The organism is Pseudomonas sp. BSw22131 (assembly GCF_026810445.1).
Classification (GTDB): Bacteria; Pseudomonadota; Gammaproteobacteria; order Pseudomonadales; family Pseudomonadaceae; genus Aquipseudomonas; species Aquipseudomonas huanghezhanensis.
In genome coordinates this window covers 3,065,799-3,090,042 of the sequence record NZ_CP113949.1, presented here as the reverse complement: position 1 = coordinate 3,090,042, position 24,244 = coordinate 3,065,799, and the positions used below count along the sequence as shown (strand labels likewise).

The following is a 24,244-nucleotide window of genomic DNA, read 5'->3' as shown; positions in this document are numbered from 1 at the left end:
CGTCGTCGCCAATATCACCCGTCTCACGCTGTCCCCTCCGGTGGCTGGTCTGCATCCCGTTCAAGGGCCGCCCACAACGCATCTCCGTGCAGATTTTGTTCTGGCCCGATCAAACCGGGCATCAGCTCAGGGGCTTTCACGCCTCTGCGCAACGCCCAGTGCAGCCAACGGCTGAGCTCTGCTTGAGTCTGATAGCCCGCCGCCATGGCCTGATCGATCACGTTCTGCGCTAACCCATGGCGCCGTTCCAGATCACCCTTCAGGGAAGCGTGCAGGATCGTGGTGCGCTTGAGCTCGTGCAGCAAAGCGTCGGCCAGGGTTGCCAGGGCAAGGGCTTGATCCTGTGCCGCGTCCAGTGTGGTTGATACGTTGTCCGGGATATCGCGCTTGACCGGCAGCTCAAGCAGCTTCGGTCTGCCATCCCGGTCTGCGTAGCACCACGCGCGCCATGGCTGGCAAAACGCTTGACGCTGCGTGTCTGTCCAGACATTCATCAGTGCCGACAATGCTCGACCGTCAGCCAGGCGCAGCCACTGCCGCGACTCCGGGTCGCTACCGCGCATCCAGGTCAAAAGATGGTCGCGCACGTCTGGCAGTGGCATGTCACACGCCAGCCAATTGATACCGCGCGCGCTGCCGTTCACACCCAGTGAGACCGCATGCGCCTGTGTCATCAGCCAAGGGCCGAGCGCCTGGGCTGCCCTGGAGTGCAGGGCAAACAGCGACAACGCGGTCTCTGGCGAGTTGGCCAGTGTTTCGCCAAGGCGTTGCTGCATCGCACCGTCGAGCAGTACCAGCGGCGCGGCAGTGCACTGGCCGTTGAGGGCGTGCCAGCTTTGCGGCAGCGCATTCATAGCGTCACCCTGGCAGCGCCTTTCATGGCCGCGTTGAGCAGGCATTCCAGGCAGACCGGCTCTGCGGGCGGCCTCATTGCCACGTGGTACGGCTCGCTGTTGGGTCCCAGCCAGTCATGCTCTCGGCCATGGACGATGACCTTGTCCCGGGTACCGATTTCAATGCCGGCACCGATCTTGATATAGCTGCCGTCTTCGGCGATGAAACGCAGGCGCGGCGCGCTGATCACGACTTCGCCCTGCGTCGCGGACACCTGAACGTTTTGCTGAGCGTTGAGCGCAACGTCATCGTTCTGCGCCTGAATCAGCACCTTGCCGCGATTGGCAATGGCACTGACACCCAGGTCTTCGGCGAACAACGCAATGCCTTTTCCGGCGTTTATCCTGCTGGCGCCTGCGCTGGTCAGCTGGATATGTTGATGGGCGAGGAGGTCGTGGTTTTCCCCGGCCACATGTAGCTGCGAACGGGGGGTGGCGCTGACGATGCCGGCTGAAGCCGCGACCGCAATGACCGGGTCACCCCCATGGGGGCTGTCGGGGGCCGGCCATTGTTCGAGAGACAGGCTCAACCCATCGACGCCTTGCTGATCGACGCGGTGGCTGCCCTGAGCCGCAGCGGTCTGGCCCAGCGATGTAAACAGCTCGCCACATTGAGCCAGTAGTTCGAGCAGTTCCTCGCGGTCAAGTTGCGCGCCCTTGGCGTCGGTGCGGGCAAATGTGGTGAGGAGCATGCCTTGCGCCGCTCGCAATGCGATGGCTGCGTCGGTACGCAGTTCTGCGCCATCGCCACGCGGTTGTGCCCGGCCTTTATTGCGAGGCGTTGTCAGCGCGCCCAGGTTCAGCGCCGTTGCCCGGTGCGTGCTGGCCACTCGGGCACGCAACGCGCCTGGAGTGTCGTCGAACAGTAATTCGTTATAACCGGCGCCTTTGTGTTCTCGACTCTTGATTCCCGACAGGGTCTTGTTGCCCGGCAGCCCAGGTTCGCCACTGAAGTACGGCGGCGCCTGAACGGCGTTGTACACAACGCCCGTCACCAGTGGCCTGTCCACGTCGCCCGCCATGTGCTGGACCAACACCTCCTGGCCGATACGCGGCAAGAACTGATGGCCGAATCGTTCTCCGGCGCTCGGCATTGCCACCCTGAGCCAGGCGGTGTCATGGGTGTCGATGGCGCCGGGGTCGGTCGAGGTCTCGGTGCGCCGTTGCCAGTGAAACCGCACGCGAATCCGGCCCAGTTCATCAGTGAATACTTCTTCGTTTTCAGGGCCGATCACCACTGCCGTCAGCGGCCCCGACATCGTGGGTCGAGGCGTCTTGAGCGTGGGCTTGTAGGGGATTTTGCGGCGGATGCAGGTGAAGGTGTTTTCGTAGGTCGCAGGCTCTGCCGACAGGTAATTGTTGCGGCCCCGGTGCTCGACCGTCAGCAGCAGAAATTGCCGGTCAGCCAGCGAGTCCAGATCATGCTCGAAATGCTGGGTCAGTTCGAAAGTGAAGCCTGGGCACATTGCCCGGCAGTGGCTGGCTCCGCTGAAACCCTTCCCCTCGCGTTCGTGGGCTTCAATGCGGGCGCGGAGCAGTTTTTCGCCGTCGTCGTGGGTGCGATGGGAGCAGGGCGGGGTGCGCAGATAGATCGGGTGAGCCTCGACGTTACCTTGATCGTTGAGGCTCTTCATGCGGACGGCCAGCGTGTTACCGGGCTGCTTGTAGTCGTTGGTCTGCACCTCCATCTGCCCCGATTGCAGCTGGCGATGAGCGCTCCACCGGGTAATGGCGTCGTCTGTCTCGGTGACTGAAGCGCTGTGAAAACGAATGACCGGTTGCTCGGGCAGCGGCGTCAGTTCGCTTGAGCGGTCCATGATGACCAACGTGTGCCGTTGTGCGCTGTGCTCGAAAAAGAACAACAAACCTTCGTCTTCCAGCAGACGCATCACAAAGTCCAGATCGCTCTCGAAGTACTGGGTCACGTAGCTGCGAGGCTTCAGCGGCTGGAACAGCCGAAACTCAACATCAACTTGCGTGCCGTAGGCGGCAAACACCGCTCGAACGATATCTTCAACAGTACGCTCCTGAAAGATCCGGGCGTCCTGTCGCTGGCTGAGCATCCACAGCCAGGGGCTGAGCGTAGCTGTATAGCGGGCGTGGCCGCCGTCGCTGCTTTCGAGGCTGAAGCGGCTGATAAAACCGTTGATGAAGCGAGCCCCCGGTGCCAGGTCCAGCCGCAACTGCGCCGCCGTGCCGATCATGGATTTGAGCTCGATGTGCGCGTCGTCCGAGAGCAGCACCAGCTCATAGGCGAACAGGCTGCTGATCGCTTCCGTGCCTGAAAATGATTCAAGCAACAGCGCCGAGCCGTTCTGCGTCACGGTCGTCAGTTTGATCAGGCGTCGTTGTTGCTCGACAGACAGGTTTAGCGGGCTCTTGAACATGCGTTTTCCTTGTCTGGCTGCATGCGTGCAGCGGGTGAAGGGATGTGTGCAGTTGAAATCAGCGCATCCATGCGGTTGTTTTTGAGGACGCAGAAGTAAACCCGATCGGGCAGAACGGCAGGGCTAGGTCGAGACGGCGCAGCGTGTAGGGCGGATCAGGTTATGCGAGCGATTTGCCCTACAGACGTTTCTGAGACCTGAATTTCCGTGTGAGGCGGCCAACGCCTGCCCGCTGATCCCTTTTCATTTGCAGGCAGGGCCTTGCAGCTGTTATCTGTACGTCTGTCCAGTACCTGCCGCGTGTGGCCCATTCGTTTCGTGATTCCGATTACCTCCCTCCCTACCGATGCCCCCAACCTCGAGCCAGCCGCTGCCCAACACGGGCAGGAGCCCGTGAAGCCAGTCGATGCGCCGGGTGTTTACGTGGTTGCGGTGCGGGCATTGTGTGAGTTCACGGCCAAGGTCGGTGATCTCGACTTGCGTTTCACGCCATCGCCCACCGCGCAGGAGGGCATTGCCGGGCATCGCACAGTGGCGAGCCGTCGCAGCGCCGATTACCGCGCCGAGGTGCCGCTGTCGGCGACGTTTGGGGAATTGACGGTGCGCGGCCGGGCGGATGGCTACGACGCCGCGATCAATCAGCTGGAGGAGGTCAAAACCTACCGCGGCGACCTGAGTGCGATGCCCGCCAACCATCGTCAGTTGCATTGGGCGCAGGCAAAAATCTACGGCTGGTTGCTGTGTCAGCAGCTTGAGTTGCCTGAAGTGAACATCGCGCTGGTGTACTTCAACATCATCAGCGAGCAGGAAACCCAGCTGAACGAACGCTTCAGCGCGGACGACTTGCAGGTCTTCTTCGAACAACAGTGCGGCATTTTTCTGCACTGGGCGCGCCAGGAAATGGCCCACCGTGCAGACCGTGATCAGGTGCTGGGCGGGTTGAAATTCCCCCATGCAGGTTTTCGTGCCGGGCAGCGCGTATTGGCCGAAACCGTTTACAAAGCGGTCAGCACCGGTCGCTGTCTGATGGCGCAGGCGCCCACCGGCATCGGCAAGACCATCGGCACGGTGTTCCCGATGCTCAAAGCGGCGCCGACGCAAAAACTCGACAAAGTGTTTTTTCTGACCGCCAAGACACCGGGCCGCAAGTTGGCGCTGGACGCCTTGAGCGTGATCGGCAAAAGCGCGCCCGAACTGACGCTGCGTGTGCTTGAGCTGGTGGCCCGGGACAAGGCTTGCGAGCATCTGGACAAAGCCTGCAACGGCGATTCCTGTCCGCTGGCCAGAGGTTTCTACGACCGTCTGCCTGCCGCGCGCAGTGCCGCGCTGGTCAACCCGTGGCTGGATCAGGCGGGCCTGCGCCGGATCGCGCTGAGCCATCAAGTCTGCCCGTACTACCTCAGTCAGGAACTGGCGCGCTGGGTGGACGTGGTCATTGGCGACTACAACTATTACTTCGACCTCAGCGCGCTGCTGTTTGGCCTGAGCCAGTTCAATCAGTGGCGTGTGGCGGTGCTGGTGGACGAGGCGCACAACATGGTCGAACGCACACGCTCGATGTACAGCGCCACCCTCGATCAATACAACTTGAATACCGTCCGGCAGCACGCGCCGGAGCCGTTGAAAAAGCCGCTGCAACGGCTCAATCGCGAGTGGAATGCGCTGCACAAAGAACAAATTGCCCCGTATCAGGCTTATCCCGGCTTGCCGGCCCGCTTTCTCTTGGCGCTCAGTCAATGCGTGACGCTGTTCGGCGACTACTTCAACGAGCAGCCACAGGCGGCAAACGGCGAGTTGCAGAGCTTCTATTTCGAGGCGATCCAGTTTGGCAAAATCGCCGAAGTGTTCGACGAGCACTTCATTTTCGACATCAGCAAGCGCGAACGCGGCAACAAGCCGGCGCTGTCCACGCTATGTCTGCGCAACGTGGTGCCAGCCGGTTTCGTGCGTCCACGCCTGACCGCAGCGCGCAGCACGGTGTTGTTTTCCGCGACGCTCAACCCGCGGCGTTATTACACCGACCTGCTCGGGCTACCGGACAACACCGCCTGGGTCGATGTGGAATCGCCGTTCACCCGGGCCCAGCTGGATGTGCACATCATCAGCCGGATTTCCACGCGCTACGTTCATCGTCAGGCGTCGCTGGCACCGATTGTCGAACTCATGGCCGAACAGTTCGAGGCGCGGCCGGGCAATTACCTGGCGTTTTTCAGCAGCTTCGATTATTTGCAGCAGGTTGCTGAGCTGATGCAGCGCAACCATCCGCAGTTGCCGATCTGGCAGCAATCACGCGGCATGGCCGAAGCCGACAGGCAAGGGTTTCTGGATCGTTTCACCCACAGCAGCCTTGGTATTGGCTTTGCGGTGCTCGGCGGTGCGTTTGGCGAGGGCATCGACCTGCCGGGTGCGCGTCTGATAGGCGCCTTCATCGCCACCTTGGGTCTGGCACAGATCAACCCTGTCAATGAGCAACTTAAACAGCGCATGAACCTGTTGTTCGGCGACGGTTACGACTACACCTATCTGTATCCCGGCTTGCAGAAAGTGGTTCAGGCCGCCGGCCGGGTGATTCGCGGGCAGGACGATCAGGGCGTAGTCATGCTGATTGACGATCGATTCGCCGAGCACAAGGTGCAACAGCTTTTACCGGCGTGGTGGGCGCTCTGACGCGTGACCATAATCCGTTCAAGTATTTACGGATCGATAGACGAGCGAGGCGGTCAAACTGCCAGTAAACTGCCGCCCTGTAGGCCATTTCTGTTCTGTGCTGTAGGTGCTTTCCTTAATTATGGGCGCACCGAGCCTTTTTCCTGTTTCATCCATGGAGGTTTCGCATGAGTATCAGTCCATTCGCGGGCAAATTGGCGCCTGCAGAATTGCTGGTCGATATTCCTCGTCTGGTGACGGCCTACTACACAGGCCAACCGGATGTGTCCGTTTCCACCCAGCGCGTAGCGTTCGGCACGTCCGGCCACCGTGGCAGCTCGTTTGAGCTGAGCTTCAACGAGTGGCACGTGCTGGCCATCAGTCAGGCGATCTGCCTGTATCGCCAATTCAAAGGCATCGACGGCCCGCTGTTTCTCGGTGCCGACACCCACGCACTGTCGACCCCGGCGGCTGCCACCGCGCTGGAAGTCCTGGCCGCCAATGGCGTGCAGGTGATGATTTCCCAGGACGACGAGTACACGCCGACCCCTGCGGTGTCCCACGCGATCATTTGTTACAACAAAGGCCGTATCGCCGGCCTGGCCGACGGCATCGTCATCACGCCGTCGCACAACCCGCCGGAGAGTGGCGGCTTCAAGTACAACCCGCCCAATGGTGGTCCGGCTGATTCGGACGTCACCAAGTGGATCGAATCCAAAGCCAACGAATTGCTGGCCGAAAAGGTTCGCGGCGTAACGCGCATCAGCCACGAGCAGGCTCTGCGCGCCGACACCACCCATCGCCATGACTACGTGAACACCTACGTTGCCGATATCAAGAACGTGATCGACATGGACGCCATCCGTGGCGCCAATCTGCGTCTGGGCGTCGATCCGCTGGGCGGTGCCGGCGTGCGTTACTGGTCGGCCATCGGCGAGCATTACGGCCTGAACCTTGAGGTCGTGAACAAGCACGTCGATCCGACATTCCGCTTCATGAGCGTGGATTGGGACGGCAAGATCCGTATGGACCCGTCCTCCAATTTCGCCATGCAAGGGCTGATCGGTCTCAAGGACCGTTTCCAGGTGGCGTTCGCCTGCGACCCGGACCACGACCGCCACGGCATCGTGACCCCGACTGGCGGTTTGCTTGCGCCTAACAACTATCTGGCGGTGTCCATCGACTACCTGTTCCAGAACCGTCCTGACTGGCGCGCCGATGCGGCCGTGGGCAAGACCGTGGTCAGCAGCGGCATGATCGATCGGGTCACCCAGCGTCTGGGCCGTCAGTTGTTTGAAGTGCCGGTGGGGTTCAAGTTCTTCGCCCAAGGGCTGTTCGAGGGTTCGCTCGGATTTGGCGGCGAAGAGAGCGCCGGGGCCTCGTTCCTGCGTCGCGATGGCACGGTCTGGACCACCGACAAGGATGGTTTGATTCCGGCGTTGCTGGCAGCGGAAATTCGCGCACGCAAAGGCCGTGACCCGAGCGAGATCTACGAATCGCTGACCGAGCAATTGGGCAAGCCTTACGCCACCCGCGTGGAGGCCAAGGCCAATCCGGAGCAGAAATCGCTGCTGAGCAAGCTGTCACCGGGTCAGGTGAAGTCCACCGAGCTGGCGGGCGAGGCGATTCAGAGCATTCTGAGCAAGGCGCCGGGCAACGATCAGGCGATTGGCGGCTTGAAGGTCTCGACCGAAAACGGTTGGTTTGCGGCGCGTCCGTCAGGCACAGAGGACATCTACAAGATCTACGCCGAAAGCTTCGTGGGTGAAGATCACCTCAAGCGTCTGGTGGAAGAGGCTCAAGTGCTGGTGGATACCGCCATCGCACCGCGCTGAACATGACGTAAATCCCGTAGCCCAAAAAGCCCCGTCTGCTCACACAGGCGGGGCTTTTTGGTTTTTGGATGCCGCTGCCCGATGCAGAATGTTGACGAGTTGGCGGCTTCATCGCGAGCAAGCTCCCTCCCACATTGATCTGCATGCAGATCGACTCTGTACCTGCGTACAGCTCGACTCTGTAGGCGCGAATTCATTCGCGAGGCGTAAATCGGGATTCAACCCGGAAGACGCCTCGCCAACAAGTTGGCTCCTACAGAATCGGCGGAGGCCTGTAGGCGCGAATTCATTCGCGTGGGGGATTACCGGCTTCGCGCTCATGACGCCTCGCCAACAAGTTGGCTCCTACACAGACCGTGTGAAAACCAGATAACCAGCAGCTAACCAAAAAAATGCCCCGATCACCTCGGGGCATTTCCCATTTATACAGAGAGAAAAAAGGCCTTCCTCAGGCCAGCAACTCAATCATTCGGCGCACGCCCAGGACGTTGATAGCCCTTTTCAGGTTATAGGCGTTTATCGCAAGCGCCATTTCCGTTCGCGCACCCTTTAGCTGGCGAAGCAAGAACCGGCCATTGCCGTAGATCCATTGTTTGAGGTTGCCAAACGGGTGTTCGACGATGCTTCTTCGGGCATCAACCATCTCAGGATGTGCCTGCATTCGCTGCTTCATTCTTTCAAAAGCTTCTTCGTGAACGTGTCGCTTGATCGAGCGATAGCGGCTCTTGGTGCATCGATGTTTAAGGGGGCAGGAGCCGCAGTCATTAGCGTTTGCGCGGTAGATTCGCTGTCCCTTGTTCAGTTGCAGCAGGGGCAAAAAACGCCCGGCCGGGCATTGGTAGCGGTCGTTTTGCTGGTCGTAGTTGAAATCGTCCCGGCCAAAAAAAGTGGGGTCTTCAATGTTGTTGCCCCGATTAATCGGTACGTACGCCGTGATGCCGGCGTCATCACAGGCCTGAAAATGCTCGCCGTTTGAATAGCCGGCATCTGCAGTAACGGTCAGATTCGGTTGTTCAAGGACTTCCTGAGTCGCTTTTGCCATCGGCTCCAGTTGCTTGCGATCATCGCCTTCCTGAGTCACTTCGTGGTGCACGATCAGGCTGTTTTCAGCGTCGACTGCGGTCTGCACGTTGTAGGCAACGGCCATGCCCTGCGGGGCTCGCATCATCCGCGCGTCGCTTTCGGTGCTGATGAATTGGGTGATCTGCAGTTCGTCCATCAGCGCCTGGCAGGTCAGGTAGTCGTCCCGTTTGGCGGTCAGTTTCGCCAGCACCGTCTTAACAGCGCTTCGATCAACCACCTCTTCATTTTCGTCGCGATCTGCGCAGTCCAAATCCTCTAGATACTTGGCTATGCGGCGGTCCAATTTTTCCTGATCGCGCTTGAGGTGCTTGGTGCTGATGTGACGACGGGCCGAAGCGACAGCCTTGAATTTGCTGCCATCAATGGCGACCAGATCACCTTTGACCAAGCCTGCGGTTCGGCAGAACTGAACAAACGCGCGGCAGGTTGCAGAGAACGCGGTGGCGTTATCCTTGCGGAAGTCGGCGATGGTTTTGAAGTCCGGCGCGAGGCGGTTGAGCAGCCACATGACTTCGATGTTGCGTTGGCACTCAGCTTCGAGCCGGCGCGAAGACCGTATGCGCTGGAAATAACCGTAGATGTAGAGCTTGAGCAGATCGGCGGGGTTGTAAGGTGGACGTCCGTTGCCTTTGGGGATGGCTTTATCAAAACCCAGAACCCGGAGATCAAGGCGCGAAACATAGGCATCAATGACCCGGACGAGATGGTCTTCGGGAATGACTTCGTCGATGGAAACCGGAAACAGGCTGGTCTGGTTTCGAGATTCGCCCTGGATGTACGCCATAAGAAAATGCCCCGCATCTTTCGATGCGGGGCATTTTCTTAGATCTGAGGCAGGTTGGCTAGGTTTTCACACAGTCTGTACAGAAAGCGCAGTGCGTTAAGCCACGTCCATCAAGACGATTTCGCTGTCTTCGATGGCCGTTACCCGCAGCGTACGCTCGTCCTCTACCGCTATGCCGTCGCGGGCTTCGGCGCGCAGGCCGTTGACTTCAATGATGCCGGTGGCAGGGACCAGGTAAGCGCGGCGTCCTGCGTCCAGCACGTACTCGGCTGTTTCGCCCGCTTTCAGGTTGGCGGCCACCAGACGGGCGTTTGCGCGAATCCGCAGTTCAATGTCGTCATCGGCCTTGCCGCTGGCCAGTGTCACGAACCCTTCGCGATCGCCCTTTGGAAACGGTTTGGCGCCCCAGGACGGTGGTGCACCGGTTTCGTCCGGCATCACCCAGATCTGAAAGATGCGGGTTTCCTCTGATTCCAGGTTGTACTCGCTGTGCGCCACCCCTGTACCCGCGCTCATCACCTGCACGTCGCCTGCTTCAGTCCGGCCCCGGTTGCCCAGGCTGTCTTCGTGGGTGATCGCACCTTTACGCACGTAGGTGATGATCTCCATGTCCCGGTGCGGATGGCGGGGGAAGCCAGTGCCCGCCTGGATCACGTCATCGTTCCAGACCCGCAGCTGACCCCAGTTCATGCGTTTCGGGTCGTAGTATTCGGCGAACGAGAAATGGTGATGGGCATTCAGCCAGCCGTGGTTGGCGCCGCCCAAGGTGTTGAAGGGTCTTAGTTGCAGCATGATCGTTACCTCCAGAGCAGGGCCGTGCTGTAAACCAGCGCCGCTGAATGTTGAGCCGTGGTCGATGGGAGGATGATCCATCAGTTATGTATCGATAAAAAGCGTAAGTTTTGTGTAGTAACAATCGTAAAATTAGATATTAAAGAGTGTCATCAGCTGCAGTACTACCTGCAGTTGATCGGCTAAACCCATGAGCAACAAGCATTTCGCTGGAGCTTGAATGCGAATGAGGGGACCATACGTGCCTGTCATGTTCACCCGCCGATATCTGGAGCCTGCGTGCCGCACCGTCCTTCTGCCGAGCCCGTCCACGAGCTGCCCCCCGAACTCTCCATCCCCGAGCGCCTGCCGTTTTTAAAACGCCTGCTGGCGCGTTTCATGGGCCGTCACCTGACCCGATTGCAGGCCCAGCACGTGCCTTCCTGGCACCAAGGCCATGCCGACGGCTACCTCAACGGCCACATGGAAGGCATGAACGAAGGATATGCCGAAGGGCATCTGGACGGGGTTGAAGAGGGGCGTCAGGTACTGGTGATCCGCGACATCCGACCGCAAGAGCATCGTGGCCCCAGGACAGACGATAACCTGTTCGATGACTGGCGCCTGCCGCTCACCAACGAGCTCAAGAAGCGCATCAAGGCCGATGTCGCGCAGCACCTGCCGGCCCACGCGCAACCCACCGCCGCGCAATGGAAGATGATCTTCAGCGATACACCCTCGACCTACGTCATCGCCGGTGCCGGGGCGGGTAAGTCGACCTCGCTGGTGCTGCGGGTACTGTTGCTGCACCACTACCTGGGTTTCGAGCTGAGTTCGATGACGGTGGTGACCTTCACCCGCGAGTCGCGCAAGGACTTCATCAACAAGCTGATCGACGTCATGGCACTGTGGGGTCACAGCCTGAGCCTGCGCGAGGCCCGCGATGTGGTGAGGACGTTCCATTCACGCATCCTGCCGCTGGTGCGCAGCCTGCCGGGGTTCGAGCAGTTGCAAGCGTTCGAAAACCTCAGCAATCAGTCCGGCAATCTGCTGGAGGATGGCGCCGACAGCAACCCGTTCGACCTGCGCATCAACGACGCCCAGCGCCAACAGATGAACCTGTGTTACCGCGACCTTTATGCCGCCAATCCGCGCTTTCGCGAGGTCATGGCACCGCTTTACAGGCACGCGCTGCAACTCAAGGAACTGGATCGCGATCACCCCGACGTGCAAAAACGCATCACCGTCATGGGGCTGTCCTCGAAACGGGATGAAGAGCTGTGCGACGTGGTCGAGGACCTGTGGATCAGGGCGGGCGCCTGGCCGATAAAGGGCGTTGAGCCCATGCGCCAAGTGATTGAAATCAGTGGGCTTTCCTTTCATGTCCACGGTTACTCCGCTGAACTGGACGCCTGGATCGTCTTGGGCTTTGACCCCAGCGAGGACCAGCATTTGCGCCGTCCGGATGCCAAGCTTCCCGTCTGGGCGGAGTGGGTCATCAAACGCACCCTGTTTCAAGCTTTCTGCCGCAAGCCTTTGATATGGATAGAAAACTATCAATCTTCAAAGAGTTTTTTGCAGTCACTCCCGGGTGCTGCTGTTGCGGGGCCAGGGTTTGAGTACAAGGTCAAGGGCGAAATGGGCGCGGCCCCTTTGCTCGACTGTTTTGTTGCTGCAGCGAGCTTCATTGAAAACCTTGGTCTGGACGTGCCGCTTGCGGTTTCGCAGATGAGTTTTTCGGAAGATGACCCGGATCGCTTCTTCTTTGAAGCGCTGAGCCTGTTCTGGAAAGCGTTTGAAGATCACCTGCTGGACCAGTCGCCACCGGTGATGACCTACAACCGGATGTTTTCGCTGTTCGGCGAGCAGTCACCTGAAAATCTCAAGCTGGTCAGCAACGAAGGTCTGCGCCCGCTCGCCCATTTGATGATCGACGAATTTCAGGACGTCTCGCCGCAAATCGTTTCGTGGATTCGTGCCAGCCTGCGGGAAATCCGCAGCCGTGGTCTTTCGATGCACATCGGCCGAGGCGCGCAGCGTTCATCGCTGCTCTGCGTGGGGGATGACTGGCAGTCCATTTATGGCTGGCGGGGCAGTTCGCCCAAATACTTCATGGAGTTCACCAAGGAGTTCTCCTCGCCGTCGACGACCAAGGTGATGCTCAGCGAGAACTTCCGCAGTCACCAACACATCATCGATGCCGCCGAACACATCGTGCGTGCGGCCCCGGCCATCAGCGGCAAGAAGGCCAAGGCCAGCGGTGCGGAGCAGGAGTTGCTGCCGGTGACGGTGCTGGACCGTGACGATGATCAATTGGTCGCGCGGCTGATCGAGCACTACAACGATGGCGATTCGGTGTTGCTGCTGTACCGCAAGGGTAGCGACAAGGCTCGACTACCCGAAGCGCTGCAGGCGCTGGTGAACGCCGATTACGGCTTACCTGCGCAATCCCGGCGTTTCAAGCAACTGACTTATCACAGCTCCAAGGGTTTGCAGGCCGATGCCGTGTTTTTGCTGGGCGATTGCCAGCACCTGACGCAATCGCCGTACAAGAATCAGGTTTACCTGATGGCGGGATTGGGCAAGGAGGGGGATCTGGACGCATTCGACAATGCTCAGAAGGACGAGGTGCTGCGCCTGGCCTACGTCGCGATTACCCGTGCGGTGCGTCATTGCTATTGGTACATCGACGCCAGCGGCAAGCAGGACAGCAATGTCCCGAGCGCGTCATCGCGGATCGCCGGGGATAAAGCTTTTTTCGAAGACCAGCGCGCAGCGATGGCGGTGCAGGAGTAGCCATTGACGCCCCGCAGGCGCGAATTCATGCGCGTGCCGGGTGTTGATCAGGATCAGGCGCGGTTGAGGTAGAACGTCTTTGGCGCTGCGAAGGTTTCCAGTTCCAGCTCGATGGCCTCGATGATCCGCTCCACGTCCATGGCATTCATCACGGTCGAGCAGGGAATCCCGGCAATGGCGATCAGGGTTTCTCCGCTGGCACGGTCAAACAGCCGAGCGACCATGCTGCTTGCGGCGTCCATGTGGGCTTCGAATCCTACCGGGTGGAAATGCCAGCGCATCAGCTGGCAGGCGTTGGGGAAGGTGACTTTATTCATGGGGCCTACCTCGTTCTAACGAGCAAACACACAGCTCCGCAGGGCAGGAAAACCAGGTCAGTCACCGCTCACCGAGACGCTTCGCACAACCTGCGCTGTATGCGCGGCCATGCTTTATGGAAGCAACGTTAATCGACACATCGGCACACCGACTTTACTGACAGTAAAAGTAGCACCGACTTCTGACAGTCATTGGAAAAATTTCTTACAAATAGGCATTTTGAGACGGAGGGCGCGTTTCCGGCAGAACGCCGCCTCGCCAACCAGTTGGCTCCAGGAGGTGCGCGCGGTTCCGTCCTGTAGGCGCGAATTCATTCGCGCAGCGTCGGGCCTGATTCACCCAATCGCGAACGAAGCGCCTACAAAGCGCTGGCGGCGCCGGTCAGAGCCTTATCGGTACGCGCCTTATCCTTCCACCCGATTCGTCGGCGTTTCTCCCGCCAGCGCGCTGATGAGGTTATCGACGGCGCAGCGGGCCATGGCTTCACGGGTTTCGTGGGTGGCCGAGCCCATGTGCGGCGTGGCAACGACGTTGTCCATCTTGAGCAGCGGGGAGTCGGGGGCGATGGGTTCGCGTTCGAATACGTCCAGGCCCGCCGCACGGATCTGGCCTTTTTGCAGCGCCTCGATCAACGCCTGCTCATCGACCACTTTGCCCCGTGCAATGTTGATGAAGATGCTTTCCCGGCGCATCAAGGCGAACTCCCTGGCGCCGATCAAGCCTTCGGTTTGCGCTGTCAGCGGCAAGGTCAGACAGACGAAATCCGCTTCCTGCAACAGCGCCTCCAGGCTGCGGTAACCGGCACCGAAGCGCGACTCCACGGCGGGTTTCGCCGAGTGGCTGTGGTAAATGATCGGCATGCCGAAGCCAAAGTGACCGCGCTGCGCCAAGGCTTCACCGATGCGTCCCATGCCGATGATGCCCAGCGTTTTGCCGTGCACGTCGGTGCCGAAATGTGCAGCCCCGAGATTTTGCGTCCACTGGCCGTTACGCACCAGATTCGCCAGCTCAACCACCCGCCGTGCGGTGGCCATGATCAGGGCGAAACCGGTGTCGGCGGTGGTCTGGGTCAGCACGTCCGGCGTATTGGTCAGCACGATGCCGCGCCGATGCAGGTAATCGATGTCGTAGTTGTCGACACCGACCGACACGCTCGCAATCGCCTCCAGCTTCGGTGCCAGGTCGAGCAACGTGGCGTCGAGCTTAAGGCTCGCGCCCAGCAAACCATGGGCCTGGGGCAGGGCGGCCTTGAACTGCGCCAGCCCCGTACCTTTTACATCTTCGATCAGCGTGACCTCGGCATGCGCCTTCAAACGCGCCATCAGCGGCGCGGAAAGTGTCTTGTACAAAACGACGTGCTTTTTCATGGTGTCGGGTTTCCGCTTCAACGATCAGGAATGCGCAGGCGTGCGCGGGGCAGTGGATTCGTCCTGCGCCGCGCCGGCCTTTGGATCGGGCTTGAGCATCAGGGTCAGTACCACCGACACCAGCAACGCGCCGCTCATGAACAGATACGAGGCGCTCAATGTCCCGGTGACGCCGTTCAGGTAGCCCACCAGATACGAACCGGCAAACGAGCCCAGCGCGCCCAGGCTGTTGATCAGCGCCATGGCGCCGCCCGCGACGTTTGACGGCAGAATTTCCGGGACGATGGCGAAGAACGGTCCATAGGGCGCATACATGCAGGCGCCCGCCAGGACCAGCAACGAGTACGACCACCAGAAGTGTTCAGTGCCCAGCGCGTAGGAGCCGTAGAACGCAACGGCCGCCAGCAGCAACGGCGGCCAGACGAACAATTTGCGCTTTTGCAGTTTGTCCGAAGCCCAGGACACGATAACCATGCCGATCACCGCTGCCAGATACGGCAGCGCGGAGAGCCAGCCGGCCTCGACCATGTTCATCTGCATGCCTTTTTTCAGAATCGTCGGCAGCCACAGCACAAAGCCGTACACGCCGATGCTCCAGCAAAAATACTGCGCGGCCAGCAACAGCACTTTGGGCGAGCGGAAGGCTTCGGCGTAGTTCTTCACTGGCTTGATGCCGACTTGCTCGGCGTCGAGACGGCGTTGCAGTTCTGCCTTTTCAGCGTCGCTCAACCACTTGGCCTGGGCCGGACGTTCGTCCACCAGACGCCACCAGATAAAGGCCCAGATCACCGCCGGCAAGCCTTCGACGATGAACATCCAGCGCCAGCTGAAATGCGCCACCAGATAGCCCGACACCACTGACATCCAGAGCATCGTGACCGGATTGCCGAGGATCAGCACGGTGTTGGCGCGTGAGCGTTCGGCTTTGGTGAACCAGTAGCAGAGGTACACCAGCATGGCGGGCATCACCGCCGCTTCGACCACGCCCAGCATGAACCGGATGCCGATCAGCATGTAGGCGTTGGAGACGATGCCGGTCAGGGTTGCCAGGCCGCCCCACAGAATCAGGCTGACGAAGATCAGCTTCTTAACGCTCTTTTTCTGCGCGTAGATCGCGCCCGGCACCTGGAAAAAGAAGTAACCGAGGAAGAACAGCGCGCCCAGCAGCGACGACATGCCAGGGGTGATGTTGAGGTCTTCGGCCATGCCCGATGCCGCAGCAAAGCCATAGTTGGCACGGTCCAGATACGCCAGGCTGTAGGTGATGAACACAATCGGCATGATCAGCAGCCAGCGGCGTTTCAGGCCTCCGGTTTTCATGGTGTTGAGTAGCTTTTCCATATCGAGCTCCCTGAGCTTGTTGTTTTTTTCGCAGCAGGTGATTGGGTTATCGGTTCACGGTTTGAGGGTCAGGCAGTTGCGTTGTGCGACGAATCAATCGGCTGCGCGGCTTGCAGCTGCGCACGGGTGGGCAAGCCCTCCATGTCGCCACGGCTTTGTACGGCCTGGCTGCCGATCCAGTTGCCGCGTGCGGTGGCTTGATCGAACCCCAGGTTTTCCAGCAGCGCACTGATCACGCCGACGGCGAAGCCATCGCCCGCTCCGACGGTATCGATCACGCTGGGCACCACTACACCGGGCACAAAGGCCTGGTTGAGTTGGGTGCGGTAATAAGCGCCCTTGGCGCCCAGCTTGATGACCACCGCTTCGGCGCCTTGATCCAGGTAGAACGCGGCGATGTCGGCAGGAGTATCGAAACCGGTCAGCAGCTCGCCTTCCGCCAGGCCAGGCATGACCCAGTCCGCCAGGCTGGCCAGATGGTTGATTTCGCGAATCATGGTGGCCTGATTCGGCCACAGCGAAGGGCGAAGGTTGGGGTCGAACGACACGCTGCGCCCGGCTTCACGCATTTGCGTCATCAGCCCACGCGACAGCTCGCGGCAACTGTCGGACAGCGCGGCGGGAATGCCGGTGGCGTGCAGATGCCGGGCCTTGAGCAGGTCGGGTTTGAGGTCGGTCAGGGACAAATGGCTGGCTGCCGAGCCGCGACGAAAGTACTCGACGGTGGGGTCGGCACCTTGCAGTTCCAGCGACTTGAACTGAAAGCCGGTCGGATGACCTGCATCGACGCTGACGTGTCGGCAATCGACGCCTTCGGCCTGCAAGCTGTCGATCACGAAGCGGCCCATGGAATCGTTACCGACCCGGCTCAGCCACCCCACGTTGAAACCCAGCCGTGACAGGCCAATGGCGACATTGCTGTCCGCGCCGGCGATGCGTTTTTCAAAATGCCGCACTTGCGCCAGGTCGCCGGTTTGCTCGGCCACCAGCATGGTCATGGTTTCGCCGAACGAAAGGATATCCAGATCAGACATGGCTCAACGCCTCCTGCGGTGCCGGTTGAGGCTGGCCAAGGGTGGCGAGAATATTCACTTGATCGCGGGTGACCTGGGACAGGTCTTCGCCCTGCAACGGGTATTCGACTGCACGCGGCAGGCCGGTCGGCATGTGTTTGATCAGTTCATTCCAGTGCTGCACATCGGCCGGTGAGGGCGGGATGGCGATCAATTTGCCGCTGGCGTTGCGCGTGATTGCCTTGCAATGCAGATACTCGACATAGCGCCCCAACGCGCGGGCTGCATCGTCGGCCGATTGCGCTTGCCACTGCCAGTTGCCGATGTCGAAGGTCATCCCAATGGGCATTTGCAGCGCTTGGACCCGGGCAAAAAACTGGCTGAAGGGCGCAATGCAACCGCCGTGTTCCGTCTGGTCGTTCTCGACCAGCAACTGAATGGCGTAAGGCGCCAGCCGCTCAGCCAGCGCCGCGACTTCACTGATTTCAGAAAAATGCCCCAGCGACACCTTCAGCCAGCCAGCGCCGCATTGCTCGGCGCGTTGCAGCGTAGGCTCCAGCGCGGGATTGGGCTGCGCCTGGCCCTCCAGCCAAAGCTCCAGCGGCGCCGAGTACAGGCATTCAAGACCCTGGGTCTTGATCGCGACGGCCAGCGCCGGGAAGTCTTCGTGGGTGAACAGCTCCTCTCGCAACTCGATGCGCTTGACGCCAGCCTCGACCAGCAGCGGGATGAAGCTGGCCTGACCACGCTGGCGCACAAGGTCAGCGCCGAAGCTGGAAAGGCTGATGGAAACGGGGTATTTGTGCATTTTTGTTGTCCTCTGAAACCGGTTTCATTTTTGAGCGGTAAAGCAGCTTGAATGCAGTGATCAGGCTCGTCGTCGCGTAGAGCCACGGACGATCAACTGCGCCGGAAAGTCGTAGGACCGCGCCGCATCCTGGTCACCACGCAGGCGCGCGAGCAGGCACTCGAACGCGGTCACGCCGATGTCGTGAGTGGGTTGCGCGAGTGAGGTGATGCCGCTGCCCACCAAGGGGTACCACTCCAGTTCGTCCAGCGCGATCAGGCCGATGTCGTCGAACAAGTGGCAGCCAAGCGCGTGCAACTGGCGGGTGCAGGTCAGCGTGGCGATGCCGTTGGCGGTAAACAACGCCTTGGGGCCCGGGCCGGGTGCGCTCATGAAATGTTGCAGGTGGGTGCCGAACGCCACTGTGGTTTCCAACACCTGGCCGCGTAACGCCGGACGTTGTCGGGTGAGTGTGTTGAAGGCTTCCACGCGCTCAATGCGTGAGCTGGTGCCATCCTGAGGTTCGGTGACCATCAGGATGTCGCGGTAGCCGCAGTCTTCCAGGTGATCCAGAGCCAGGCGCACGGCGGCCAGGTTGTCCAGCCCGACCAGATCGCTACTCAGCGCATCGACCTTGCGGTCCACGAGCACCATCGGCAGCTCGGTATGCAATTCGCGCAGTTCGTCGAGGTGGTGGCCGAGGGTGTTCACGATCAGGCCTTCGATGTTGTAGGACCGAAGCGCCGCCAGATGCATGCGTTCCTGCTCGTCATCGCGATCGGTATTGCACACCACGAGGCTGTAACCGTGCCGGCGGCAGGCGGTTTCGACGCCATGCATCACGGCGACGGAGTAGGGGTTGCGGATGTCGGCAACCAGCATGCCGATCAGACGGGTACGGCCGCGCTTGAGACCGCGGGCCATTTGATTGGGGCGGTAACCGAGGGTCTGAATGGCTGTTTCGATGCGCCGGGCTATAGCTTCCGACAGCAATTGCCGGTCTTCGCCGATGAAACGCGAGACGCTGGCTTTGGACACGCCCGCCAGTTCGGCCACATCGTTCATGGTGACGCGCGTACGCGTCGTAACAGGAATACCGTTCACGGCCTGACCCTTATTGGATTTATCAGCAGGCAATTTTTTCAGAAACCGCTGCGGAACAGGCAGCTCTGAAACCGGTTTCAGGAAACACCATGCAAAGGTATTCGTCAACACGGCTTCAGATGAAAGGTGAGTCAGGCAGGGCGTTCAGTTTCGTGCAGTTTGCTGGAGTGGGTCGTTTGGCGCGTAAGGCTTTTGCTGCTGCCCTTGAAGGCATCACGCCAGGAAAGAAAGCGTTTTTCCAGTGCGGCCAGCACGCCATCGCTCAACTTGCCCAACACCGCCAGGACAATGATCGCGGCCAGTACGATGTCCGGGCGTGACGTCTCCCGCCCGTCGCTGAGCAGATAACCCAGCCCTTTGGTGGCGGCGATCAACTCGGCGGCCACCAGAAACATCCACGACAGACTCAACCCGCTGCGCAACCCGGTGAACAACCCCGGCATTGCGGCTGGCAGGAAGACATGCAGCGTCATTTGCCGCTGGCTGAAGCCAAACACCCGACCCACCTCCACCAGCTTGCGATCAATCCCGCGAATGGCTGAGACGCCGTTCAGGTACACCGGGGAAAACGCGCCGATGGCGATCAACACCACTTTGGAGGTCTCGCCGATGCCCAGCCACAGCAACAACAGCGGCACCCACGCCAGGCTCGGAATCGAGCGTAGTCCGGCGAACGTCGGCTCCAGATAGGCCTCGGCTTCACGGCTCAGCCCCACCCATGCCGCGAACAGCAGGGCCAGGCTGGCGCCGATGGCGAAACCGCTGAGCACCCGCACCAGGCTGGCGCCGATGTGTTTCCACAGTGCGCCGTTGGCCAGGTCGATCAGCGTCACGGCGATCTCGCTCGGCGCGGGCATCTGGTAGGACGGCACCCAGCCGATGCGTACGACGATTTCCAACAGGACGATGATCGCCACCGGCACAGCGAGCCCTTTGAGGCGCGTGCGCCAGTGTGTGTTTGACGTTTTCATGGCGTGACGATCACCGCTTTCGAGAAGCTGGGATCAATCAGTTGTTCAATCACCTGATCGACGTTGACGCCTTTGCGGACCAGCGCCTCAGACACCAGAATCGGCGCGGCGGCTTTGGACGCGGTCACGTCTTTTTCGGTCAGTTGCGGGTTGCTGATGTCGGTGCGGGTCAGTTGCCGTTTGGCGACGTCCAGCGGCAGGCCCGATTCAGTGGCAAGCAGTTTCGCCAGTTCTTCAGGGTTTTTCAGCGACCACTCACGGGCTTTTTCGTACGCGCTCAATACGGTTTTAACGGCGTCTGGATGCTCTTTGGCATAGGACTCGGTCACGCTGATCACGCCGTCGCTGTTGAAATCCTTGTTGCGATACAGCAAGCGCGAACCGGCCTGGATTTCGCTGGCGGCCATTTGCGGGTCAAGGCCCGCCCAGGCATCGACGTCGCCGTTTTCCAGTGCAATGCGGCCGTCCGGGTGTTGCAGGTGCAGCAGTTCGACGTCGTCCTTGGTCAAGTGCGCCTGCTGCAAGGCGCGCAGGGTGAAGAGGTACGGGTCAGTGCCCTTGGTCGCTGCGATCTTCTTGCCTTTGAGGTCGGCAACGGTCTTGAGCGTGGAGTCCTTGCGCACCACCAATGCAGTCCATTCGGCGCGGCTGTAGACGTACACCGATTTGATCGGGCTGCCATTGGCGCGTGCCAGCACGGCCGACAGGCTGGCGGAGGAGGCGAAGTCCACGCCGCCGCTGTTCAGGTATTCAAGCGAGCGGTTGCTGCCCTGACTGAACACCCACGTTACTTTCGACTCAGGCAAGGCTTTTTCGAGCCAGCCGAAGTGCTTGAGCACCAGGCTGACGGGCGAGTAGTAGGCGTAATCGAGATGGACTTCAGCAGGCGGCGCTTCAGCGGCATTGACCGCTGACTGCAGGCCGACCGCCAACACGAACGTCGCAACCAGTGAGGTTAAAGGCAGGGGCAGCAGGTTGAAGCCGGGAAGGTGAGTCATGGTTATTTTCCATTCAGTGTTCGAGAGAGGCGCACGGGCTGTTTATTTCGAAATACTCAGTCGTGGTACCTAGTCGCTATCTAAATGGAATATTGCAGGCTCTGTGCCACATCATGCTGCTCGTGCCTTATGGTCGTCTTAGCGGGCAAGCAGCTGCTGAAAGAGTGGCGCCAGCGACAATCTGTTGATGCGCTGTTGCTGCACAAACACCGGCCAGTGATGCCGCAACACATTTGTCATGGCTCGCAGGCGTGGCGTGCTGCTGCCGGTGGCTTCGGCGTCGTGGCTGTATTCCATCGCTGGCCTGGCGGTGGTGGTCAGCGCGGTTGTGTGCAGCCTGCGCACGTGATCCGGGGTATGATCCCGCGGCATAAAAACGGGCACTTGAGTGACCATTGGGCGAATAAGTTGTTCAATCAAACGGTTACGTGCAACCTTTCATGGGTTTTGGTCTCATAACTGCATTCTTAATTCAGCAACAAAGCCCTGCCAAACTTCAGCCGGGATCGAAACGCAGCCAACAAGGACGTCGCACAGGGTGAAAACCCATCACGTATCTATAGAACCAAGGCCATCATGACCTTCTTCAAGTCCTTATTCTCATCGCCCCCGTCTCGGCGTATCGCCTATTTCCTGCTGCCGGTGCTGTTGCTGTGTTCGGCAGTGGTGTTCTTCTCGGTTGGCCGAGGCGTCCATGCAGAGGCTAAAAACGGCACGCAAACCCTGGTGTTCCTGCGCCACGCGGAAAAACCTGAAATGGGCCTTGGTCAATTGAATTGCCAGGGTCTGAACCGCGCCATTGATCTCTCGACCCTGTTGCCCAAAGAATTCGGCAACGCCAATTTCATCTTCGCGGCCAATCCGAGCCGTCATGTAGAAGAAGGCGAGGGCGACCATTCCTACAGCTACCTGCGCCCGTTGATGACCGTGGGCCCCAGCGCCATCAAGCTTGGTCTGCCGGTGAACATCGACTTCGCTGCCAACGACACCAGCGATCTGGCGGATGAGTTCATGCGTGACAAGTACCACGACGCCACGATTTACACGGCCTGGTCCCACGGTTATTTGCCTGAGCTGATCAACAAGGTTGCCGAGGAGGCCTCCGGTCAAAAGCTCAAATTGCTCGACGACTGGGTCGGTGATGACTTTGACTCGGTGCTGGTGCTGACCCTCAAATGGGTCAACGGCAAAGCGTCATTGCAATACGAGAACTACAAGCAGAACCTGAATGACGGCGCGGTGGCTTGCCCGACCTGATCAAATAGCCCCGAGCCAATCTGCCCAGCTCGGCTCATTGCTCAGGATCGCCACATGCTTTGCACCTACCGCTTCATGGATTCGCCCGTTGGCCAGTTGAAACTGGTGGCCAGAGGCTCGTGCCTCGCGGCGGTGCTGTGGGAAAACGATTCGCCGAACCGTGTTCGACTCGGTGCCCTGAACGAAGACCCCAACAGCCACATCCTCTGCCAGGCCGCGCTTCAACTGGGCGAGTATTTCGTAGGTACGCGGCGCGAATTTCAGCTGGATCTCGATTTTACCGGCACTGACTTTCAGAAAGCGGTCTGGCAGGCGTTGTTGACGATCCCTTTTGGCGAAACCCGCACCTACAGCCAGATAGCCCAACAGATTGGCACCCCGGCTGCGGTCAGAGCAGTGGGCGCTGCCAATGGCAAAAATCCCTTGTCCATCATTGCGCCTTGCCACCGGGTGATCGGCATGTCGGGTGAGCTGACGGGCTTCGCCGGAGGGCTTGCGGCCAAAGCGCTGTTGTTGAGGCTGGAAGGCTGTGACCTGAGCCGATTAAAGCAGCGCGGGGACAACAGGCAACCCATGCAGCCCTCGTTGTTTTAAGGGCGACGCGGATGTCCTGACGGGAGGTCGTTGCCGGAAATGACCGAGAGGAGTACAAATGTACTCCATGACGACCTTATCTCCCCGCCGTACCCAAATCCTCGCGTTTATCCGTGAGCGCATCGCGCAGAACGGGCAGCCGCCGAGCCTTGCCGAAATTTCTGAAGCGTTCGGTTTTGCCTCTCGCAGCGTGGCGCGCAAACACATCGTGGCCCTGACCGAAGCCGGTTTGATTGAGGTCACGGCCAATCAGGCCCGAGGGATTCGACTGGTCGACAGCAGCCCCAGGCCTGAACTGCTTGAGCTACCGGTGCTGGGGCGAGTGGCGGCGGGGTTGCCCATCGGTCCTGATATCGACACCCACGACACGTTGTTGCTTGATCGCGCGACCTTCTCCCGGGTGCCGGACTATTTGCTGCGGGTCAAAGGCGACTCGATGATCGAAGACGGCATTCTCGACGGCGATCTGGTGGGCGTGCAGCAAAGTCTGGAGGCCCATGACGGGCAGATCGTGGTGGCACGTCTGGACGGCGAAGTGACGATCAAGCGCCTGCAAACCGGCGACAACGAATTCCGGCTGCTGCCGCGCAACCCTGCTTATCAGCCGATCATTGTGCATCCCGATCAGGACTTCGCCATCGAAGGCGTGTTCTGCGGCCTGGTGCGCCGAGAATGATGGGCGCTGTGGTCAGTCTCGATGCGCTGCTGGACGAGCGCCGGGTCTGGAAAGGCCGGCCTGCGGTCCAGCCGATTGCCGCGCAACCCACCGGCCATGCATTGCTGGATGCTGCGTTGCCCATGGGTGGCTGGCCGCCCGCAGCACTGAGCGAAATCCTGATTCCGGCCAATGGCAGCGGCGAGTTGCGTCTGTTGTGGCCGACCCTGGCGCGGCTGGCAGAGAAGGGTGAACGCATCGTGCTGATTGCGCCGCCCTTTGTGCCGTATCCGCCAGCCTGGCAAGGGGCCGGCATCGACCTGCGGCAACTGGCAGTCATCGATGCCAACGAGCGCGATGCCTTGTGGGCGGTGGAGCAATGCCTGCGCTCCGGCAGTTGCGGCGCTGTATTGTGCTGGCCCAAAAAGGTCGATGACCGCGCTCTGCGGCGTCTGCAAGTGGCCGCCGAAACCGGCGAAACCCTGGCCTTTGCCTGCCGCCCCCAGCAGTCGTCTGCCAACCCTTCGCCTGCTGCACTGCGCATCGCCATCGACGTCCGTCCGACCCAACTGCGGGTACTCAAGTGCCGGGGCGGGTTGGCGCCACCGACGCCCATTCCGTTTCCGACCGGCGCTTGAGGTTTT

General features: G+C 60.2%; 20 protein-coding genes. 7 read left to right on the top strand and 13 right to left on the bottom strand.

The genetic code is table 11. The annotated features are described in order from the left end of the window. Positions 1-23: 23 nt before the first annotated feature. On the bottom strand, positions 24-854 hold the full coding sequence (locus tag OYW20_RS13780; RefSeq protein ID WP_268796527.1) for a DUF4123 domain-containing protein: 831 nt from the start codon (positions 852-854) through the stop codon (positions 24-26). Then, on the bottom strand, positions 851-3,280 hold the full coding sequence (locus OYW20_RS13775; protein WP_268796526.1) for a type VI secretion system Vgr family protein: 2,430 nt from the start codon (positions 3,278-3,280) through the stop codon (positions 851-853). The genes OYW20_RS13780 and OYW20_RS13775 overlap by 4 nt, the downstream gene beginning before the upstream one ends. A 393-nt stretch (positions 3,281-3,673) precedes the next feature. Here OYW20_RS13775 and OYW20_RS13770 point away from each other — a divergent pair, with 393 nt between their 5' ends. After that, the gene (locus tag OYW20_RS13770; RefSeq protein WP_268801133.1) at positions 3,674-5,947 is read left to right on the top strand and encodes an ATP-dependent DNA helicase; all 2,274 of its coding nucleotides are present in this window, start codon (positions 3,674-3,676) and stop codon (positions 5,945-5,947) included. A gap of 167 nt (positions 5,948-6,114) precedes the next feature. After that, positions 6,115-7,761 (top strand): phosphoglucomutase (alpha-D-glucose-1,6-bisphosphate-dependent), encoded by a 1,647-nt coding sequence (gene pgm, locus OYW20_RS13765; RefSeq protein WP_268796525.1) that lies wholly within the window; start codon positions 6,115-6,117, stop codon positions 7,759-7,761. Between the two features lie 448 nt (positions 7,762-8,209). Here pgm and OYW20_RS13760 read toward each other — a convergent pair whose 3' ends face one another. Together OYW20_RS13760 and OYW20_RS13755 are read right to left on the bottom strand one after the other, a co-directional pair. After that, positions 8,210-9,628, bottom strand: coding sequence for an IS1182 family transposase (locus OYW20_RS13760; RefSeq protein ID WP_268796524.1), 1,419 nt, complete (start codon positions 9,626-9,628; stop codon positions 8,210-8,212). Between the two features lie 96 nt (positions 9,629-9,724). Then, positions 9,725-10,420: a pirin family protein gene (locus OYW20_RS13755; protein WP_268796523.1), complete on the bottom strand. Its 696-nt coding sequence runs from the start codon at positions 10,418-10,420 to the stop codon at positions 9,725-9,727. A gap of 378 nt (positions 10,421-10,798) precedes the next feature. On the opposite strand from OYW20_RS13755, the gene OYW20_RS13750 reads away from it, so the two are divergent. Continuing rightward, entirely contained in the window at positions 10,799-13,195 is a 2,397-nt protein-coding gene (locus tag OYW20_RS13750) for a UvrD-helicase domain-containing protein (RefSeq protein WP_268801132.1), read from the top strand. A gap of 53 nt (positions 13,196-13,248) precedes the next feature. Here the strand turns inward: OYW20_RS13750 and OYW20_RS13745 are convergent, their stop codons facing one another. The 9 genes from OYW20_RS13745 to OYW20_RS13705 form a co-directional block, all read right to left on the bottom strand. Continuing rightward, on the bottom strand, positions 13,249-13,512 hold the full coding sequence (locus OYW20_RS13745; RefSeq protein ID WP_268796522.1) for a DUF1652 domain-containing protein: 264 nt from the start codon (positions 13,510-13,512) through the stop codon (positions 13,249-13,251). A gap of 405 nt (positions 13,513-13,917) precedes the next feature. Beyond that, on the bottom strand, positions 13,918-14,880 hold the full coding sequence (locus OYW20_RS13740) for a 2-hydroxyacid dehydrogenase (RefSeq protein WP_268796520.1): 963 nt from the start codon (positions 14,878-14,880) through the stop codon (positions 13,918-13,920). Positions 14,881-14,904: 24 nt separating this feature from the next. Further along, a complete protein-coding gene (locus tag OYW20_RS13735; protein WP_268801131.1) occupies positions 14,905-16,200 on the bottom strand; it encodes an MFS transporter in 1,296 nt (431 codons plus the stop codon). A gap of 89 nt (positions 16,201-16,289) precedes the next feature. After that, the gene (locus OYW20_RS13730; protein WP_268796519.1) at positions 16,290-17,255 is read right to left on the bottom strand and encodes a sugar kinase; all 966 of its coding nucleotides are present in this window, start codon (positions 17,253-17,255) and stop codon (positions 16,290-16,292) included. Continuing rightward, positions 17,248-18,042, bottom strand: coding sequence for a sugar phosphate isomerase/epimerase family protein (locus tag OYW20_RS13725; protein ID WP_268796517.1), 795 nt, complete (start codon positions 18,040-18,042; stop codon positions 17,248-17,250). Before OYW20_RS13725 ends, OYW20_RS13730 begins: the two co-directional genes overlap by 8 nt. 60 nt (positions 18,043-18,102) lie before the next feature. Continuing rightward, entirely contained in the window at positions 18,103-19,086 is a 984-nt protein-coding gene (locus tag OYW20_RS13720; RefSeq protein ID WP_328284826.1) for a LacI family DNA-binding transcriptional regulator, read from the bottom strand. Between the two features lie 170 nt (positions 19,087-19,256). Beyond that, entirely contained in the window at positions 19,257-20,096 is an 840-nt protein-coding gene (locus OYW20_RS13715) for an ABC transporter permease (RefSeq protein ID WP_328284781.1), read from the bottom strand. Continuing rightward, positions 20,093-21,094 (bottom strand): aliphatic sulfonate ABC transporter substrate-binding protein, encoded by a 1,002-nt coding sequence (locus OYW20_RS13710; RefSeq protein WP_268796515.1) that lies wholly within the window; start codon positions 21,092-21,094, stop codon positions 20,093-20,095. The genes OYW20_RS13715 and OYW20_RS13710 overlap by 4 nt, the downstream gene beginning before the upstream one ends. A 138-nt stretch (positions 21,095-21,232) precedes the next feature. Further along, positions 21,233-21,466, bottom strand: coding sequence for a hypothetical protein (locus OYW20_RS13705; RefSeq protein WP_268796514.1), 234 nt, complete (start codon positions 21,464-21,466; stop codon positions 21,233-21,235). 204 nt (positions 21,467-21,670) lie between these two features. Here OYW20_RS13705 and OYW20_RS13700 point away from each other — a divergent pair, with 204 nt between their 5' ends. Genes OYW20_RS13700 through imuA form a run of 4 tightly spaced genes read left to right on the top strand, consistent with a single transcriptional unit; the run spans position 21,671 to position 24,238 of the window. Continuing rightward, positions 21,671-22,351 (top strand): hypothetical protein, encoded by a 681-nt coding sequence (locus OYW20_RS13700; protein WP_268796513.1) that lies wholly within the window; start codon positions 21,671-21,673, stop codon positions 22,349-22,351. 54 nt (positions 22,352-22,405) lie between these two features. After that, positions 22,406-22,945, top strand: coding sequence for a methylated-DNA--[protein]-cysteine S-methyltransferase (locus tag OYW20_RS13695; protein WP_268796512.1), 540 nt, complete (start codon positions 22,406-22,408; stop codon positions 22,943-22,945). 58 nt (positions 22,946-23,003) lie between these two features. Next, entirely contained in the window at positions 23,004-23,621 is a 618-nt protein-coding gene (gene lexA / locus OYW20_RS13690) for a transcriptional repressor LexA (protein WP_268796511.1), read from the top strand. Continuing rightward, positions 23,621-24,238, top strand: coding sequence for a translesion DNA synthesis-associated protein ImuA (imuA, locus tag OYW20_RS13685; protein ID WP_268801130.1), 618 nt, complete (start codon positions 23,621-23,623; stop codon positions 24,236-24,238). The genes lexA and imuA overlap by 1 nt, the downstream gene beginning before the upstream one ends. Positions 24,239-24,244 lie beyond the last annotated feature (6 nt).

What these genes read in the sequence shown, in the direction of transcription:
- OYW20_RS13780 (WP_268796527.1), bottom strand. Translation starts at nt 854, where the DNA reads ATGAATGCGCTGCCGCAAAGCTGGCACGCCCTCAACGGCCAGTGCACT.
- OYW20_RS13775 (WP_268796526.1), bottom strand. Translation starts at nt 3,280, where the DNA reads ATGTTCAAGAGCCCGCTAAACCTGTCTGTCGAGCAACAACGACGCCTG.
- pgm (WP_268796525.1), top strand. Translation starts at nt 6,115, where the DNA reads ATGAGTATCAGTCCATTCGCGGGCAAATTGGCGCCTGCAGAATTGCTG.
- OYW20_RS13760 (WP_268796524.1), bottom strand. Translation starts at nt 9,628, where the DNA reads ATGGCGTACATCCAGGGCGAATCTCGAAACCAGACCAGCCTGTTTCCG.
- OYW20_RS13755 (WP_268796523.1), bottom strand. Translation starts at nt 10,420, where the DNA reads ATGCTGCAACTAAGACCCTTCAACACCTTGGGCGGCGCCAACCACGGC.
- OYW20_RS13750 (WP_268801132.1), top strand. Translation starts at nt 10,799, where the DNA reads ATGGGCCGTCACCTGACCCGATTGCAGGCCCAGCACGTGCCTTCCTGG.
- OYW20_RS13745 (WP_268796522.1), bottom strand. Translation starts at nt 13,512, where the DNA reads ATGAATAAAGTCACCTTCCCCAACGCCTGCCAGCTGATGCGCTGGCAT.
- OYW20_RS13740 (WP_268796520.1), bottom strand. Translation starts at nt 14,880, where the DNA reads ATGAAAAAGCACGTCGTTTTGTACAAGACACTTTCCGCGCCGCTGATG.
- OYW20_RS13735 (WP_268801131.1), bottom strand. Translation starts at nt 16,200, where the DNA reads ATGAAAACCGGAGGCCTGAAACGCCGCTGGCTGCTGATCATGCCGATT.
- OYW20_RS13730 (WP_268796519.1), bottom strand. Translation starts at nt 17,255, where the DNA reads ATGTCTGATCTGGATATCCTTTCGTTCGGCGAAACCATGACCATGCTG.
- OYW20_RS13725 (WP_268796517.1), bottom strand. Translation starts at nt 18,042, where the DNA reads ATGCACAAATACCCCGTTTCCATCAGCCTTTCCAGCTTCGGCGCTGAC.
- OYW20_RS13720 (WP_328284826.1), bottom strand. Translation starts at nt 19,086, where the DNA reads ATGAACGATGTGGCCGAACTGGCGGGCGTGTCCAAAGCCAGCGTCTCG.
- OYW20_RS13715 (WP_328284781.1), bottom strand. Translation starts at nt 20,096, where the DNA reads ATGAAAACGTCAAACACACACTGGCGCACGCGCCTCAAAGGGCTCGCT.
- OYW20_RS13710 (WP_268796515.1), bottom strand. Translation starts at nt 21,094, where the DNA reads ATGACTCACCTTCCCGGCTTCAACCTGCTGCCCCTGCCTTTAACCTCA.
- OYW20_RS13705 (WP_268796514.1), bottom strand. Translation starts at nt 21,466, where the DNA reads ATGCCGCGGGATCATACCCCGGATCACGTGCGCAGGCTGCACACAACC.
- OYW20_RS13700 (WP_268796513.1), top strand. Translation starts at nt 21,671, where the DNA reads ATGACCTTCTTCAAGTCCTTATTCTCATCGCCCCCGTCTCGGCGTATC.
- OYW20_RS13695 (WP_268796512.1), top strand. Translation starts at nt 22,406, where the DNA reads ATGCTTTGCACCTACCGCTTCATGGATTCGCCCGTTGGCCAGTTGAAA.
- lexA (WP_268796511.1), top strand. Translation starts at nt 23,004, where the DNA reads ATGTACTCCATGACGACCTTATCTCCCCGCCGTACCCAAATCCTCGCG.
- imuA (WP_268801130.1), top strand. Translation starts at nt 23,621, where the DNA reads ATGGGCGCTGTGGTCAGTCTCGATGCGCTGCTGGACGAGCGCCGGGTC.